14 protein-coding genes are annotated in these 14691 nt (G+C 72.6%); 8 read left to right on the top strand and 6 right to left on the bottom strand.

The window, feature by feature from the left end:
• Positions 1 to 7: 7 nt before the first annotated feature.
• The 3 genes from CLV37_RS23515 to CLV37_RS23505 all read right to left on the bottom strand — a co-directional run bounded on the left by CLV37_RS23515 (position 8) and on the right by CLV37_RS23505 (position 3288).
• A complete protein-coding gene (locus tag CLV37_RS23515; protein WP_106215094.1) occupies positions 8 to 1174 on the bottom strand; it encodes a cupin domain-containing protein in 1167 nt (388 codons plus the stop codon).
• Between the two features lie 21 nt (positions 1175 to 1195).
• Complete coding sequence (locus tag CLV37_RS23510; protein ID WP_106215092.1) at positions 1196 to 2176, bottom strand: ester cyclase; 981 nt, start codon at positions 2174 to 2176, stop codon at positions 1196 to 1198.
• Between the two features lie 110 nt (positions 2177 to 2286).
• Positions 2287 to 3288, bottom strand: a complete 1002-nt coding sequence (locus CLV37_RS23505) for a LacI family DNA-binding transcriptional regulator (protein WP_170127465.1) — start codon at positions 3286 to 3288, stop codon at positions 2287 to 2289.
• Between the two features lie 112 nt (positions 3289 to 3400).
• Between CLV37_RS23505 and hisD the strand changes: the two genes are divergently transcribed.
• The 7 genes from hisD (at position 3401) to CLV37_RS23470 (ending at position 10090) form a co-directional block, all read left to right on the top strand.
• Positions 3401 to 4717 (top strand): histidinol dehydrogenase, encoded by a 1317-nt coding sequence (hisD, locus tag CLV37_RS23500; RefSeq protein WP_106215088.1) that lies wholly within the window; start codon positions 3401 to 3403, stop codon positions 4715 to 4717.
• Positions 4714 to 5466: an SDR family NAD(P)-dependent oxidoreductase gene (locus tag CLV37_RS23495; RefSeq protein ID WP_106215086.1), complete on the top strand. Its 753-nt coding sequence runs from the start codon at positions 4714 to 4716 to the stop codon at positions 5464 to 5466. Before hisD ends, CLV37_RS23495 begins: the two co-directional genes overlap by 4 nt.
• Positions 5466 to 6209 carry an HpcH/HpaI aldolase family protein gene (locus CLV37_RS23490; protein WP_106215162.1) on the top strand — a complete coding sequence of 248 codons (744 nt, stop codon included), beginning with the start codon at positions 5466 to 5468 and terminating at the stop codon, positions 6207 to 6209. The genes CLV37_RS23495 and CLV37_RS23490 overlap by 1 nt, the downstream gene beginning before the upstream one ends.
• A gap of 85 nt (positions 6210 to 6294) precedes the next feature.
• Positions 6295 to 7599, top strand: coding sequence for an ABC transporter substrate-binding protein (locus tag CLV37_RS23485; protein ID WP_106215084.1), 1305 nt, complete (start codon positions 6295 to 6297; stop codon positions 7597 to 7599).
• Between the two features lie 36 nt (positions 7600 to 7635).
• Positions 7636 to 8508: a carbohydrate ABC transporter permease gene (locus CLV37_RS23480; protein WP_106215082.1), complete on the top strand. Its 873-nt coding sequence runs from the start codon at positions 7636 to 7638 to the stop codon at positions 8506 to 8508.
• Positions 8505 to 9392: a carbohydrate ABC transporter permease gene (locus CLV37_RS23475; protein ID WP_106215080.1), complete on the top strand. Its 888-nt coding sequence runs from the start codon at positions 8505 to 8507 to the stop codon at positions 9390 to 9392. Before CLV37_RS23480 ends, CLV37_RS23475 begins: the two co-directional genes overlap by 4 nt.
• Positions 9389 to 10090, top strand: coding sequence for an alpha/beta fold hydrolase (locus CLV37_RS23470; protein WP_106215078.1), 702 nt, complete (start codon positions 9389 to 9391; stop codon positions 10088 to 10090). The genes CLV37_RS23475 and CLV37_RS23470 overlap by 4 nt, the downstream gene beginning before the upstream one ends.
• On the opposite strand, the gene CLV37_RS23465 is transcribed toward CLV37_RS23470, so the two are convergent.
• Positions 10063 to 10977 carry an SDR family oxidoreductase gene (locus CLV37_RS23465; RefSeq protein ID WP_170127464.1) on the bottom strand — a complete coding sequence of 305 codons (915 nt, stop codon included), beginning with the start codon at positions 10975 to 10977 and terminating at the stop codon, positions 10063 to 10065. The two genes, CLV37_RS23470 and CLV37_RS23465, sit on opposite strands and share 28 nt — an antisense overlap.
• 72 nt (positions 10978 to 11049) lie before the next feature.
• Between CLV37_RS23465 and CLV37_RS23460 the strand changes: the two genes are divergently transcribed.
• Entirely contained in the window at positions 11050 to 11484 is a 435-nt protein-coding gene (locus CLV37_RS23460) for a MarR family winged helix-turn-helix transcriptional regulator (protein ID WP_170127463.1), read from the top strand.
• Between the two features lie 36 nt (positions 11485 to 11520).
• Here CLV37_RS23460 and CLV37_RS23455 read toward each other — a convergent pair whose 3' ends face one another.
• Positions 11521 to 13605 (bottom strand): ATP-binding SpoIIE family protein phosphatase, encoded by a 2085-nt coding sequence (locus CLV37_RS23455; protein ID WP_106215074.1) that lies wholly within the window; start codon positions 13603 to 13605, stop codon positions 11521 to 11523.
• A 76-nt stretch (positions 13606 to 13681) separates the two neighbouring features.
• On the bottom strand, positions 13682 to 14536 hold the full coding sequence (locus tag CLV37_RS23450; protein ID WP_245885762.1) for a LysR family transcriptional regulator: 855 nt from the start codon (positions 14534 to 14536) through the stop codon (positions 13682 to 13684).
• Between the last annotated feature and the right edge of the window lie 155 nt (positions 14537 to 14691).

The raw sequence follows: 14691 nt of genomic DNA, 5'->3' as shown, positions 1-14691 counted from the left end.
GAGGGGGTCAGTCGTCCTCGGTGGCGGTGACCATGACGCCGACGGGGGCGAGGTAGCCGTTCGGGTCGATCATCCGGTCGGTGTCGCGGGCGGCGTCGACGACCTCGGGGGCCCAGTCCAGGTACACGCGGTCGTCGCCGGAGTTCACGACGAGCAGCTCGCCGGCGCCGGAGGGACCCGCCTCGACGCAGCGGAACGCGCGCCAGGCCCCCGGCGGGACGGAGAACGAGTCGCGCGGGCCGAGTTCCACCGTGGTCGCCGGGTCGCCGTTCAGGGTGATCGCCCACCGGCCGGACGTCACGAGCAGCGCCTGGGTGCGGTCGTGCCGGTGCCGCAGCAGCCCCTCCTCGGCGGCCGCGCGGACCCAGGCCATGTTGAAGGAGTGCGGTTCGGTGACGTTGGGGACCTGCCGGCGGTCCTCGGTCATGCCGTAGCCGATGACCAGGGCGAGTTCGGCCGCCCCGCCGGGCAGCGTCGCGCACAGCAGCGCGTTGCGGCTGTAGACCCGGTCACCGGACTGGACGACGCGGCGGCGCATCTCCTCGACGGAGTACGTCGTGAGCTCGTCGATGTACTTCGCCTTCATCGGCTTGATGAGCGCGACGTCCTCGGGCAGCTCGTCACCCGCGACGGTGTCGACGAGCCGGTTGTCCGCGGTCAGGTGCAGGCCGTAGGACTCGGCCTCCTTCAGCACCGAGGGGCCCCAGATGATGCCGCCGGTGACGTCGCGGCCCAGCACGGTCCACAGGATGCCGTCGTCGGGGCCCTCGTTGGTGAAACCGCGGAAGATCCACGTCGGGACGGTGATGATGTCGCCGTCGGTGCTGACGTACTCGCCCTGCTTCCCGTCGACGCCCCAGCGGAGCCTGAACTCGCCACCGAGGTTCACGAACACCTCGGCCGTGAAGTGCAGGTGCAGGTTGTTGGAGATGCCGTTCGGCATCCCCGCCGCCCCGGTGTTGAAGCCGTGCGGCTCGGTGAGGTTGATGAACTGGTTCGCGTTCTGCGACACCCCGCCGCCGATGAAGGCGTAGTTCTCCTTGCGGTCCGACCCGGGGGTGCGGCAGTCGATGAACGCGGCGTTGCAGGCCACCCAGTCGCTGCGGCGGACGGTGCGGCGTTCGATCTCCGCCGCGTCCACGGTGAGTTCGGTGTGCGCGTGGTCGGTGGTCATGGTCGTCTCCTCGGCGGGCTGTCAGTAGATGTTGGTCGGGCCCGGTTCGACGTCACCGCGGACGCCGGCGATCTGGGCGCGCAAGGCGATGTCGTCCCAGAGGCGGACCTCCTTAACGAGCGAGCCCTGGTGGAAGGTGAACTGGGAGATGCCGAGGAGGTCGACGGGCTTGCCCGTCCGCGGCCCGTAGCTGGTCACGCCCGTGTAGTCGCCGACGAACTTCCAGGTGACGGCGACGCGCAGCCCGCCGTAGCGCACGGCGTAGTTGGTCTGCACGTCGCGGACCTCGAACCGCCCGGCGGGGAAGGACTCCAGGAACCGCAGCAGGGCGCGGCGGTAGCCCTCGGGGCGGATCACGACGCGGTTGCCCACGGTGAGGAGCACGAGGTCGCGGGCGAAGAAGGTCTCCACCTTCTGCAGGTCGCGCCCGTTCCAGACCGTCTCGATCAGCTCCAGGACCCGTTCGACCTCGGAGCGGTGCTCGTCGGGGCGGGGACCGGAGTCGCCGGCCGCGATGACGTCGACGGGGGCGGGGCGGGTCCACGAGCCCGTGTACCCGCGAAACGCCTGCGCGCGGGCTTCCGCGTCCAGGTCCAGGCCCAGGGTGAGCGCACCGGCGAGGGTGTCGCGCACGACCCACTCCTCGACCATGCGCCCGCGGCGGTACAGGCAGTTGGCGATGGTCCGGCTGTGCTGGCCGGTCAGCAGGTCGCCGGAGAGCACGAGGTGGGAGCTGAGGAACGCGTCGTCCCCGCGAGCCTCCCAGACGACGTCCTCGGCCTGGCCCGTCCGGTCGGGGGTGGCCGCGATCCGCATCAGCGTCCCCTCGATCACCTCGTCCCGGGTCGTCGCCGTGCCGTAGGGGCCGTGCACGATCGAGTCCGGTTCGTAGTTCTCGCGGATGAAGCTGATCGCGCGGTCGACCCAGATGAGGTCGGTCACCTCGCGGATGAAGTCGTCGGGGTCGGCGTACGGCTTGTACGCGACCGGATCGAGAGCCACTGGAGATCATCCCTTCGCTGAGGCGGCCCGGCGGCCTCGACGCGCACCGGCACTCAAGAGGGTATGCGTATGCACAAGACGCTGGCAAGAGGGTGCCGGTGGTTCCCGGCTCAGTGGAGGGGGGCTTCGCCCAACGTCCGGCGCTCGACGAACGTGGTGTCGAACGTGGTGTGGGACAACGGTTTCGCAGGCTCGTCGATCCGCAGGACGGCCAGCCGGGCGGCCTCGCGGGCCATCCCCTCGAGGTCGTAGGCGATGGTCGCCAGCTGCAGGATCGGCCAGGCCGCCGGCGGGAGGTCGTCGAAGCCGACGACCGACACGTCCTCGGGGACCCGGACGCCGAGGCGTGCCGCGGCGTTCAGCGCGCCGTAGGCGACGACGTCGTTGCCGCAGAAGATCAGCGTCGGTGGTTCCGGGAGGGTCAGGAGCTCGGTGACCGCGGCGTCCCCGACCCCGGTCTCGTAGGGGCCGCGACGCACGAACCGGGTCTCCAGGGCCAGGCCGTGGTCGGCCATCGCCGCCCGCAGCGCCAGTTCGCGCGACTGCCCCGTGCTCGTGTTGCTCGGGCCGAGGACCGCGCCGACGCGCACGTGGCCCAGGTCCACGACCCGCCGGGCCGCGTCGGCGAAACCCTGCGCGGGGGAGACGACGGTGGAGTCCGCGTCGACCTGGGTGTTCGTGCGGTTGAGGTAGACGAAGGGCAGCCCGCGGTCGCGCAGGCGCAGCGGGGCGAGGGAGTCGACCGTCGTCGTGGCCAGGACGACGCCGTCGATCCCGTTGGCCAGCAGGCGGTCCACCACGTCGCCGTTGTCGTCGGACTCGGTGTGCAGCACCAGCTGGTAGCCGTGGTGCGCGAGCTCGTGGTGCACCGGCGCGATGATGTGGTGGTAGAACTCGTTGGTCAGGTCGGTCACCAGCAGCCCGATCCGCCGGGTCCGCCCGGAGGACAGGGCGCGACCGGCGTCGCTCGGCACGTAGCCCAGGAGCACGGCGGCCTCGCGCACGCGCTGCTTGGTCTGCTCGGACAGGCGCGGGTCGTCGCGCAGGGCCCGGGAGACGGTCGGCTGCGAGACACCCGCGACGCGCGCGACGTCGCGGCTCGTCACTGCCATGGTGGAACCCTCCGCCCCCGGTCCGATCGGCGCGGAGTCTAGCCGACCCCCCTGTGCAGCGTGTATACCTGGAAGCCTCTCGGACATACGTATGCACGAAAGAGGTCCCGCAATGGTGCTGCACCTGAAGAGCGCGCCCACCAAGTCGTTCGCCGACACCACCCAGCACGACGTCGCCGCCCGGGTCGGCGCGATCGTCGACGACGTCCGCCGCGACGGCGACGCCGCCGTGCGCCGGTACGCCGAGCAGTTCGACGGCTGGACCGGGCCCACCCGCCTCGACGACGACCGCGTCGAGGAGATCGTCGCCACCCTGGACCCGCAGGTCCTCGAGGACATCCGGTTCGTCCAGGACCAGGTCCGCACCTTCGCCCAGGCGCAGCGCGACTCCCTCGTCGACCTCGAGGTCGAGACCCTGCCCGGGGTGCGGCTGGGGCAGAAGCACGTCCCGGTGCAGGCCGCCGGAGCCTACGTCCCGGGCGGGAAGTACCCGCTCACGGCGTCGGCGCACATGACCATCGTCACCGCCAAGGTCGCCGGGGTCCCGCGCGTCGTGGCCTGCACCCCGCCCATCCGCGGGGAGGTCCCCGCGGCGACCATCGCGGCCATGAAGTTCGCCGGGGCCGACGAGATCCACGTGCTCGGCGGGGTGCAGGCCATCGCGGCCATGGCCCTGGGCACCGACACGATCGCCCCGGTCAACCTCATCGCGGGCCCGGGGAACGCCTACGTCGCCGAGGCGAAGCGGCAGCTGTTCGGCGAGGTCGGCATCGACCTGTTCGCCGGGCCCACCGAAATCCTGATCGTCGCCGACGAGAGCGCCGACCCGTTCCTGGTGGCCGTCGACCTGCTCTCGCAGGCCGAGCACGGGCCCGAGTCGCCCGCGGTGCTCATCACGACCTCGCGCGCCCTGGGTGAGCAGGTCCTCGCGCACGTGGAGCGGTTGCTGCCCGGCATGCCGACGGCCGACTACGCCGGCCCGGCGTGGCGCGACTGGGGGCAGGTCCTCGTCGCCGACGACCTCGACGAGGCGTACGCGCTGGCCGACGCGTTCGCGTTCGAGCACGTGCAGGTGTTCACCGCGGACCCGCGCGAGGCGCTGGAGAAGATGCACGACTACGGCGCGCTGTTCCTGGGAGAGGGCACGTGCGTCTCCTACGGCGACAAGGTCATCGGGACCAACCACGTCCTGCCCACGCTCGGCGCCGCCCGGTACACGGGCGGGCTGTGGGTCGGCAAGTACCTGCGCACCGTCACCTACCAGGAGATCACCGACCCGGCATCGTCCGCGCGGCTCGGCGAGGTGTGCGGGCGCGCGGCGCGGGTGGAGCTGTTCGAGGGGCACGCCCGCTCCGGCGACGTGCGGGCCTGGAAGCACGCGGGCCGCCGCGCCGACTGGATCGAGCAGGCCCTGGCGGTCACGCCGTGACCGACCTGGCCGGTCGCACGGCCCTCGTCACCGGGGGCGGCAGCGGGCTGGGCACCGCGATCGCGACGGCCCTGCGCCGCGCCGGGGCGGACGTCGTCGTGGCCGGTCGCGACACGGGGAGACTCGCGGCGGTCGCCGACCGGCTGGGCGCCCGGGCCGCCGTCTGCGACGTCGCCGACCCCGCGTCCGTCGAGCGCCTGCGCGCGGAACTGGCCGACGTCGAGGTCTCGATCGTCGTCAACAACGCGGGGATCCCCGGGCCCGTCGCGCCCCTGACGGAGGTCTCCGTCGAGGAGTGGGACGAGGTGTTCGACGTGAACGTCCGCGGGACGTTCCTGGTGTGCCGGGCGTTCCTGCCCGCGATGGTCGCGCGCGGGGCCGGGGACGTCGTGAACGTGGCCTCGGTCTCGGGCAAGCGCCCGCTGCTGAACCGCACGCCGTACTGCGCGTCCAAGACCGCCGTCATCGGCCTGACGTCGACCCTGGCGTTCGAGGTCGGGCCCGCGGGCGTGAACGTCAACACGCTCTCACCGGGTCCGGTCGAGGGCCCGCGCATGGAGCGGAACTTCCGGCTGGCCGCCGAGCGCACCGGGACGACCGTCGAGCAGGCGCAGGAGGAGTTCGTCTCCCGGGCCGCGCTCGGGCGGATGGTGACCGAGGAGGAGGTGGGGCGGGCGGTGGTGGCGATGCTGGGGATGCCCGGGTTGTGCGGCGCCGACGTGGACCTGTCGGCGGGGATGGTGGCGTGATGGGCGACTCGTTGCGCGAGCGCGCCGGGGCCGGGGAGCGCCTGGTGGGCGTGCTGCTGCGGATGCCCGCCGAGGAACTCGTGGAGATGGCGGCGGTCACGGGGTTCGACTTCGTGCTCGTCGACTGCGAACACGGCGCGGGCGACGTCCTGGCGCTGCGGCAGCACGTCGCGTTCGCCGCCGTGCACGGGGTCCCGGTCGTCGTGCGGGTCGGCAGCGGGGACCCGGGGATGGTGCTGCGGGTCCTCGACCAGGGCGCGGAGGGGATCCTCGTCCCGCACGTGGACGACGCCGCCCAGGCGGCGGAGGCCGTCGCCTCGGCGCACTACCCGCCGCTGGGGCAGCGGGGTTTCGCGACCTACAGCCGCGCGGGCCGGTTCGGCACGGTCGACCCCGGGACGCACCGGGAGGACCAGCTGCGCCGCACGCTCGTGCTCGGGATGGTCGAGTCGCCCGCGGGGGTCGCGGCCGTCGACGAGATCCTGCGCACCCCGGGGATGGACGGGGTGATGGTCGGGCCGGCCGACCTCGCCGCCGTGTCCGGGCCGGACGACCCGTCCCCGGCGGAGTCGACCGCCCGGGTGAACGCGGCCGTGGCGGCCGGCGGGAAGCTGCGGATGGACATCGTCGGCAACGCGGCGGCGGCGACGGCGGCCTTCGCCGACGGGGCGAACTTCGTCGTCTACAACCTCGCGCACGCGCTCATGGCGCACCTGGCCGAACTGCGCCGGGCGAAACCCTGACGAAACTCGGGCGCAACGCGATCGGTACGCGAGAGTTTCCCGGTGAGTCTTCCCTTCGGATTGTGCATACGCATACCCTCTGACCATGCCCACAGAGAAGCGCACCTTCGCCCTCATCGCCGCGGCCGTCGCGGGTGCTCTCGTCGTCACCGGGTGCGGGGCCGGCAGTCGCGTCGGGAACGACAACGCGACGTCGGTCACCTGCGACTACGAGGCCCCCAAGGCCAAGACGACGGTCAACGTCCTCGCCTACAACTCCTCCGCGATCGACCCCTTCACCAACACCATGGTGTCCAGCTGCACCAAGGGCGACGTCACGGTCAAGCACGACCCCATCGACTTCGGCGGGCAGGTCACCAAGACCACCGCCACCCTCGCCGGGAGCACCGGCACCTACGACCTCGTCGAGACCTACGGCTTCGTCATCCCCAGCCTGGCGCAGGACGACAAGCTCGTGCCCCTCGACGACCTGTTCGCCAAGTACGCCTCGAAGCAGGACCTGAACGCCATCAGCGAGTCGATGCGCCAGGGGATGTCCTACGACGGCAAGCTCTACGCCCTGCCGATGCAGGCGCAGATGTTCGTCCTGGCCTACCGCAAGGACGTCTTCGACCAGCTCGGCCTCGAGGCCCCCACGACGTTCCCCGAGATGGTCTCGGCAGCCCAGGCCATCCAGGCGGCCGGGGTGATGGAGCACCCGATCGCCCTGCCGTGGCTGGCCACGTCGGACGTGACGACGAGCTTCGAGGCCGCCATGAACTCCCTCGGCGCGGACTTCGTCGACGCCGACGGCAAGGTCACCCTCGACGGCCCCCAGGCGCAGCAGGCGCTGGAGGCGATGCTCGCCCTCAAACCCTTCATGGACCCGCAGGTCACGACGTTCGACCAGCCCAAGGTGCAGCAGCAGATGTACAACGGCACCGCGGCCATGTCGATCATGTTCTCGGGCCGGATGAACGACCTGACGCTGGCCTCGAACTCCAACCTCTCGGACAAGTTCGCGTTCGCGGGGGCGCCGAAGCTCACCTCCGACGCGCAGTACAGCTACAGCCGGCTGTCCATCGACGGCTGGTCGATCCCGAAGAACACCAAGCTCGACCACGACATGCTGTTCACCATGATGGCCTCGGCCGTCGGCGAGGACGCCTCGAAGGCGTCGATCCCCGCCGCCTACCCGGCCCGTGAGGGGCTCGTCACGACGTCGAACTCGCCCTACGGCGAGGCCGCCAACGCGTCCATCGCCTCGACCATGCCGCCCGTCGTCTCCCCGGTCCTGGCCGACCTCAGCAACGAGATCCGGCCGATCCTCGTGCAGGTCCTGACCGGTGAGCTGCCCGTCGCCGACGGGATGGCGCAGATGCAGGCCGCGGGGGAGAAGCTGGCCGGCTGACCACCCCGTCCCGTCGTCCGTGAGGAGGTCCCGGTCGTGAAACCCCGAGAGTTCTGGTTGCTGTTCTCCCCCAGCCTGGTCGTGATGGTCGGTCTGCTGGTCCTGCCGCTCGTGCGGACGCTGCAGTGGAGCGTCGAGAGCGTCCGGTACGGGACCCCCGGCACGTTCGTCGGGCTCGCCAACTTCACGGCGGCCCTGGGCGACGCCCGGTTCGGGCGGGCGGTCCTGTTCACCGTCGTCATCACCGTCGTCACCACCGCGGTGCTGCTGGTGCTGGGCTACCTCGTCGCCATCGGCGTGAACCGGCTGACGACGTCGCGGCCGCTCGTGCTGGGCATCATGCTCGTGTCGTACGTCCTGCCGAACCTCGTGGGGGCGGTGGCGTACTCGTGGCTGTTCGACGACAACTTCGGCGGTCTCGTCAACCGGTTCGTCGAGTTCCTCGGCGGCTCACCGGTGCTCTGGTTCACCGACCAGGTGCCGAACGCCGCCGTCGTCGTCTCGAACACCGTCTGGCACATGCTGCCGTTCGCGATGCTCATCGTCCTGGCGGGCCTGCAGTCGGTCCCCACCGAGCTGCGCGAGGCCGCCACCATCGACGGGGCGTCGTCGCTCCAGACCCACCTGCGGGTCATCATCCCCACGATGCGCGGGGTGCTGGGTTTCGTCACCCTCATCTCGATCATGGACGTGCTGCGCACGTTCGACAGCCTCATCCCGCTGTCGCCGCAGGCCGCGGCCATCGGCAACGAGTCGATCATGATGTACGTCTACTCGGTCGCCTTCGCCGACGGCGCGCAGAACCTGGGGCTGGGCAGCGCCGTCAACGTGCTGACCATCGGGCTCATCCTCGTCATGCTCATCCCGTTCATCCGCGGGATCTTCAAGGAAGCGAAGGTGGCCCGATGACCGTGCACACCGGACCCGGTACGCAGGTGCGGGGCCTCGCGCAGGTCCCCGTGGTCCGCGCCGTCCGCCGGCGCCCACCCGTGGTGACGGGCGTCCTGCTCGGGATCGTCTGCGTCGTCACGCTCGCACCCTTCGTGTGGATGGCGCTCTCGGTCACCAAACCCACGAACGTCGCGTTCGCGAATCCCCCGGTGCTCACCGGGTACACCCCGACGCTGCAGGCCTTCGTGAACCTGTGGCAGACGACGTACTTCGCGGACTACCTGACCAACACGATCGTGGTGGCGGTCATCTCCACGGTCATCGCGCTGCTCATCGGGATCCCCGCCGCCTACGCGCTGTCGCGGTTCCCGAGCTACGTCTCGGCGCTGCTGCTGGTCCTGGCGCTGGTGTTCCGGGCCCTGCCCCGGTTCTCGGTCGTGCTGCCCATGTACGACATCAGCCGGGCGCTGGGGATCTACGACACGACGTTCGCGCTGGCCGTCGCCCTCGTGGCCATCAACCAGCCGTTCACGATCTGGCTGCTGCGCAACTTCTTCGCCGAGATCCCCCGCGAGCTCGACGAGGCGGCCATGATCGACGGCTGCACCCGGATCGGGATGCTGCGGCGGGTGATGATCCCCCTCATGCGACCGGGGATCCTCACCGCCGGGATCTTCGTGTTCCTCTTCGCCTTCCAGGAGTACCTCACCGCGCTCGTGCTCACCGACTCCTCCTCCAAGACGGTGCCGGTGTTCATCGCGACCCAGCTTGGGCAGACCCTGCCGATGCTCCAGCAGGCCGGGGCGGCGTCGCTGCTGCTGACCCTGCCGGTGGTCGTCATCGCGTTCGTGGCGCAGAAGTACCTCGTCGCCGGGCTCAGCGACGGCGCCGTGAAGGGGTGAGCGCACTCGTCCTGCTGCCCGGGATGAACTGCTCGGCGGACCTGTGGGCCGGGTGCGGGCTGGAGGGGGCCCTGACCCCGCCGCTGGACCGCCCGTCGGTGGCCGAGCAGGTCGAGGTGCTGCTCGGGGTGCTCCCGCCGCGGTTCGTCCTCGGCGGGTTGTCACTGGGGGCGGTCGTGGCGGCCGAACTCGCGCTGCGGGCCCCCGAACGGGTCACGGCCCTGGTGCTGACCGCCGTGAACGGGCGCGCACCCACGGCGGCGCAACGACGGTCGTGGGCGCGGTGGCGGGCCCGGCTGCGGGAGGGTGCCACGGCGCGGGTGCTGCAGGAGGAGATCCTGACCTCGCTGCTGCCCCCGGACGTCGCCGCGACGCGGCCCGACCTCGTGGCGCGCACGCTGGCGATGTGCTGCGAGGAACCGGTCCTGGACCGTCAGCTGTCGTTGCAGGACAGCCGTGCGGACCTGCTGGGACGGCTGCCGGGGCTCACCGTCCCGACGCTGGTGGTCTCCGGGGAGCGGGACGCGATCTGCCCGCCGGAGTTCCACACCGCGATCGCCGGCGCGGTGCCCGGGGCGCGGCTCGCGTCGCTGCCCGCGGGGCACCTCGTGCCGCTGGAGGAACCCGGGCGGTTCGGGGACCTCGTGCGCTCGTTCGTCCGAGGGGGCCCTCAGGCGGCGGTGAGCTCGGCGCGGTGACGGGCGGCGAAGTCGGCCACGGTGGTGGCCGGCCGCCCGATCAGGTCCGGGACGTCCTGCGTGCACAGGCGCCCGTCGTCCTGCCCGCGGCGCACCACGTCCACGAACTGGTGGACGAGCCCGCGCGCCTGCCAGCCGGGAACCCCGCCCGCGCGCAGCGCGAGGTAGAACGCCGGCCCGGGGACGTGCACGTAGCGGACGCGGTGCCCCAGCGTCTCGGTGAGGATCCCGGCGATCTCGGGGTAGGACAGGGGGCGGTCCCCGGTCAGCCGGTAGACCCGGCCCCGCTCGCCGGACCCGCCCTGCACGCCGGGGTCGGTGAGCACCCGGACGGCGACGGCGGCGACGTCGAGCACGTCGACCCAGCCCGTCGCCCCGTGCCCGCTGGTCTGCGGCAGCCAGCCGCGCCGGATGGCGGCGGCCTCCGTCAGGAGGTTCTTGGTGAACGCGCCCGGCTGCAGGCGGGTCCACGCGAGGCCGCTGCGGGTCAGGTGATCGTCGGCCAGGGCGTGGTCGCGGGCCCAGGGGATCGCCGAGCGGGGGTTGGCGTCGGAGGCCGAGACCTTCACGACGTGGCGGACCCCCGCCGCGACGGCCGCGTCGATCGCGTCGCGGTTGTGGCGGAACTGGTCGGGTCCGGCCGCGGTGTTGAGGAACACCTGGTCGCAGTCGCGCATCGCCTCCCGCAGGCTCGCGCCGTCCTCGAAGCTGCCGAGCACGGCCTCGACGCCGCGGTCGGTGAAGGAGCGGACCTGCTCGGGGCGGCGGCAGAGCACGCGCATCGGGACGGCGCGGGCGCTGAGCTCGTCGACCAGAGGACGGCCGATGCTGCCGGTGGCCCCGGTGACGAGCACGCGGCCGGGGGCGGGGTGGGTGGGGACGGACACGGGGACCTCCACGAGAAGCAGGAACCTGTTGGTGAAAGGATGGGCGTTCCTGGAGGAGGTGGCAACCCGACCGTGGACCTGACCGGAGACGACATCGACGCCCTCGTGACGTGGTCGCTGATCCGCGCCGCGCACCGGGCCCAGCGGGACCTGACCGCGCTGTTCGCCGAGCACGGCCTGTCGCCGGTGCAGTTCGGGGTCCTCTCGCACCTGGCCACCGGCCTGCCGTTCACCCGGGCCGAACTGGCCCGCGCGGTCCTGGTCCGCCCGCAGTCCCTCAGCGGCGTCCTGGACGGGATGGTCGAGCGCGGACTCGTCGCGCGGGGGTCCGAGGACCGCACCAAGGGGCGCCGGAACCCGCTGACGCTCACCCCCGCCGGCCGCGACCTGCTGGCGCTCGTGTGGCCCGCGGTGCAGGAGGCGAACACCCCCGCACGGCTGGGCCTGGACGAGGCCGAGGTCGCCGCGCTGAACGGGGTGCTGCTGCGGATGGTCGACGGCGGCTGAGCAGCCGGCCCGGCCCGCTCCCGCGGGCCGGGCGCCTCAGTCGGCCTCGACGGCGAGGTCGGCCCACACCGTCTTGCCCTGCTCGCCCACCCGCACGCCCCACGCGTCCGCCACCGCCTCCACGATGCCCAACCCCCTGCCGCCCAACGCGTCCGGCGACATGGCCCGCTCGTGCGGGGACCTCGTCGAGGAGTCCTCGACCGAGATCGTCAGCCTGCGGTGCGCGCCGTCGAACCGCAACGCCAGCCCCGCCCCGCCGCCGGTGTGCACGAGGGCGTTCGTCACCAGTTCGGACAGGACGAGCTCGGCCTCGTCGAGGAGCTCGTCCGTCGACCACGCCGTCAGCCGGTCCCGCAGGAACTCGCGCGCCGCCGCGACCGCGCGGATGTCCGGCGGCAACCACAGCGACGCCTCGAGGCGCCCCGCGTCCGCACCGGTGAACGTCGCCACCAGCAGGGCCGCGTCGTCCGTGAGCGCGTGCGGGATCGCCTCCACGACCGCCGAGGCCAGCAGCTCGGCCGGCCGGGGCGGGTCCTCGCGCGCGGCGCGCAGCAGGGTGTCGCGCAGCACCCGCTCGCCGTGGTCCGAGCCCTGCCCCGAGACCTCGACCACGCCGTCGGTGTACAGCAGCACCGCGCTGCGCCCCAGCAGCCGGTAGCGCGTCGTCGGGTAGACCGCCTCGTGCAGCACGCCCAGCGGCGGCCCCGGGTCGACGGCGACCTCGTGCAGCCCCGAGTCGTCGACGACCAGCGGCGGCTGGTGACCGGCCGAGGCCACCGACAGCATCCCCGTCGCCGCGTCCAGCCGGACCAGGCAGCACGTCGCGAACCGCCCCGCGTCCAGGTCGACGAGCAGCCGGTTGGTGCGCTCCAGCGCGGCCGACGGGTCGTGGCCCTCGCTGACGTACGCGCGCACCGCCGTCCGCACCTGGCCCATCAACCCCGCCGCCCGCGTGCTGTGGCCCTGCACGTCGCCGATGATCAGCGCGATGTCGTCCCCGGTCTGGACGGCGTCGAACCAGTCCCCGCCGATCTCCGCGCCCGCGAGCGCCGGCGCGTACCGCGTCGCGATCTGCAGCCCCTCGCGCTGCGGCATCCGGCTCGGCAGCAGGCCGCGCTGCAGGTCGCGCGCGAGCAGGTCCAGGGCCTCGTGCGAACGGGACAGCGCCTCCCTCGAGGACCGTTCCGCGTCCAGCAGCTGCGCGCGTTCGAGGGCGACCGCGACCTGCAGCGCGACCCCGGCGAACAGGTCGAGGTCGCCGTGCTCCAGCGGGGACCGGTCGCCCCAGTTGACGTTCAGCGCCCCGAGGACGTGGTCGTCGCGGCCGGCGAGGGGGACGACGAGCGTCACGCCGATCCGGTCGGGGTCGACGCCGTCCAGTTCCCGGTAGCGGCCGATCTCCGCCCGGGTCACGACGAGCGGGCGGCCCGTGCGGACGGCCTCGGCCACGGGGGTGTCCGCGCGGCGGTCGAAGCGGTCGAACCGGTCCTGCCACGCCGCGGGCAGCGGTGGGTGGCTGCGGCCCGCGAAGTCGTCGCCGTCGAGGACGTACAACGACGACGACAGGCAGTCCAGGACCTCCACGACCGCCTGCGGGATCCGGGCCGTGATCTCCGCCGTCGTGGCGCTCTTCTGCAGCAGGCTCGAGATCCGTTCCAGCAGCGCCGAGCGCGACGCCGCGCGCGCCGCGGACCGTTCGGCCTCGGAGCGCAGCGTCGTCTCCACGGCCATGCCCAGCGCGAGGGCGAGGACGCCCGCGGCCTGCGCCTGGTCCCCGGTGAACTCCGAGCCGCGGGTCAGGACGAGCGCCCCGCGGGAGCCGTCGGCGTCCAGCGGGCAGACCAGGACGTGGGCCGCCACCTCGGCCAGCCCCGGCAGGGGCACGTCCCGCAGGGCCGCCGCGCGCGTCCCGAACGGCGCGACGGCGACGTCGAGGAACCCCTCGCCGTCGACCAGGTACGCCGGGCCGTGACCGTCGGCCCCGGCGAACCAGGCGACGCAGTGGTCCGCGGCCCCGACCTCGCGGGCGGCGCGGCTGGCGGCGCGCAGCAGGGCCGGCAGGTCCCCCGACACCTCCGGGCGGGTGATCGCCTGCAGGTGGCGGTGCAGACCCTCGAGCACCCTCGCACCGTATCGACGCGGGCTGTGAGCGTCCCGCCGAGGAGTGTGCCGGCAGGAGGGGGTCAGGCGGAGGGGGTCAGGCGGAGGGGGCCAGGCTCGAGGGGCCGCTGGACAGGACGGCCGCGGCCAGGGCCCGCGAGGCGGGCCGGTCCTGCGTCTTGGGGTTGGTCAGGAGCACCAGGTCGATCTGCCCCAGCTCGGGCAGCTTGTGCTGGGCCCCGAGCGCGACGAGCTGGACGGGCACCAGGGAGGCGGCCAGGCAGGAGACGCCGATGCCGGCGGCGACCGCGGCGATGAGGCCGTTCACGCCGCGGCACACGCACGCCGAGCGGTAGCCGATGCCGACCCGGTCCAGCGCCTCGTGCATCGCGGCCCCGCTCAGCGACGGCGACGGGTACACCGCCAGCGGCACCGGCTGGGTCAGGTCCAGGCGGGTGGAGGGGTTGCCGACCCAGACGAGGCGTTCGCGGCGCACGAGCTTGCCCTCCCCGGAGCGGGGCGGGCGCTTGCCGATGAAGATGTCCAGTCGGTCGTTCTCCAGGCGCCGGTGCAGCGTCCCGGACTGGTCGACGGTGAGTTCGAGGTCGACGCGCGGGTTCTCGGAGCGGAAGTCGCGCAGGATCTGCGGCAGGCGGGTCAGGGCGAGGTCGTCGGACATGCCGATGCGCAGGCGGCCGACCGGGCGCGCGCCCGTGAAGTACGCCGCGGCCTGTTCGTGGGAGGCCAGGATCGAGCGCGCGAACCCGATCATCGCCTCCCCGTCGGGGGTCAGCACGACCGAGTGGGTGTCGCGGTGGACGAGCTGGCGGCCCACGGAGTCCTCGAGCTTCTTCACGTGCTGGCTCACCGTCGACTGCCGCACGCCGAGCCGCGCGGCGGCCTGCGTGAACGAGTGCGTCTGCGCGACGGCGAGGAAGGTGCGCAGCTGCACCGGTTCGAACGTCCCCGTCGGTCCCTGACCCGCCGTCACAGCCCCCGCCTCGTCCCGTGGTCCCACCCGTCATCACGACACGTGATGACTGATAAGCCGTCAATGCGGATGCAGCCTACTCCGGGGGCCGCCGATGATGGTGACGCACGGTGAGT

Origin of the sequence: Kineococcus rhizosphaerae (assembly GCF_003002055.1) — a bacterium.
GTDB classification, from domain to species: domain Bacteria; phylum Actinomycetota; class Actinomycetes; order Actinomycetales; family Kineococcaceae; genus Kineococcus; species Kineococcus rhizosphaerae.
Note: the sequence above shows the minus strand (reverse complement) of the source record. Positions and strands in the feature narration are given on the sequence as shown.

Excerpts from the sequence above, each read along its gene's own strand:
- CLV37_RS23515 (WP_106215094.1), bottom strand. The coding sequence starts at position 1,174 with ATGACCACCGACCACGCGCACACCGAACTCACCGTGGACGCGGCGGAG.
- CLV37_RS23505 (WP_170127465.1), bottom strand. The coding sequence starts at position 3,288 with ATGGCAGTGACGAGCCGCGACGTCGCGCGCGTCGCGGGTGTCTCGCAG.
- hisD (WP_106215088.1), top strand. The coding sequence starts at position 3,401 with ATGGTGCTGCACCTGAAGAGCGCGCCCACCAAGTCGTTCGCCGACACC.
- CLV37_RS23490 (WP_106215162.1), top strand. The coding sequence starts at position 5,466 with ATGGGCGACTCGTTGCGCGAGCGCGCCGGGGCCGGGGAGCGCCTGGTG.
- CLV37_RS23485 (WP_106215084.1), top strand. The coding sequence starts at position 6,295 with ATGCCCACAGAGAAGCGCACCTTCGCCCTCATCGCCGCGGCCGTCGCG.
- CLV37_RS23475 (WP_106215080.1), top strand. The coding sequence starts at position 8,505 with ATGACCGTGCACACCGGACCCGGTACGCAGGTGCGGGGCCTCGCGCAG.